1 protein-coding gene is annotated in these 327 nt (G+C 67.9%); it reads right to left on the bottom strand.

Annotated features, from left to right (window positions below):
- On the bottom strand, positions 1-327 hold a 327-nt coding region (locus tag EN862_RS35355; protein WP_153227256.1), incomplete at both ends, for a molybdopterin cofactor-binding domain-containing protein.

Here is a 327-nt window from a genome sequence, read left to right as displayed (position 1 = left end):
GGCGGCGTCAGCCTTCAGCTCAGACAGATCGATGCGCCGCGCCGCGTCGCCCTCGCGGATGAAGATGCTGACGCCGTCGAGCGCGAGGGTCGCACGGTCGGAGACATTGGCGAAGCGCAGGATCTGCTCGCGCAGTGCCCTGCCGGCCTTCTCGGCTGCCTTGCCGGTGACGAAAGTCTGGCGCGAGGCGGACGTCTTGCCGGCGTCCGGCGTGATCGCGGTATCGGCGCTCTTCAGTTGGAATCTGTCCAGCGGCAGGCCGAGCGCATCAGCGCAGATCTGGGTGATGACGGTGTTCGATCCCTGGCCGATGTCGACGGCGCCCTG

It is taken from the genome of Mesorhizobium sp. M2E.F.Ca.ET.219.01.1.1 (assembly GCF_004016445.2).
Classification (GTDB): Bacteria; Pseudomonadota; Alphaproteobacteria; order Rhizobiales; family Rhizobiaceae; genus Mesorhizobium.
Note: the sequence above shows the minus strand (reverse complement) of the source record. Positions and strands in the feature narration are given on the sequence as shown.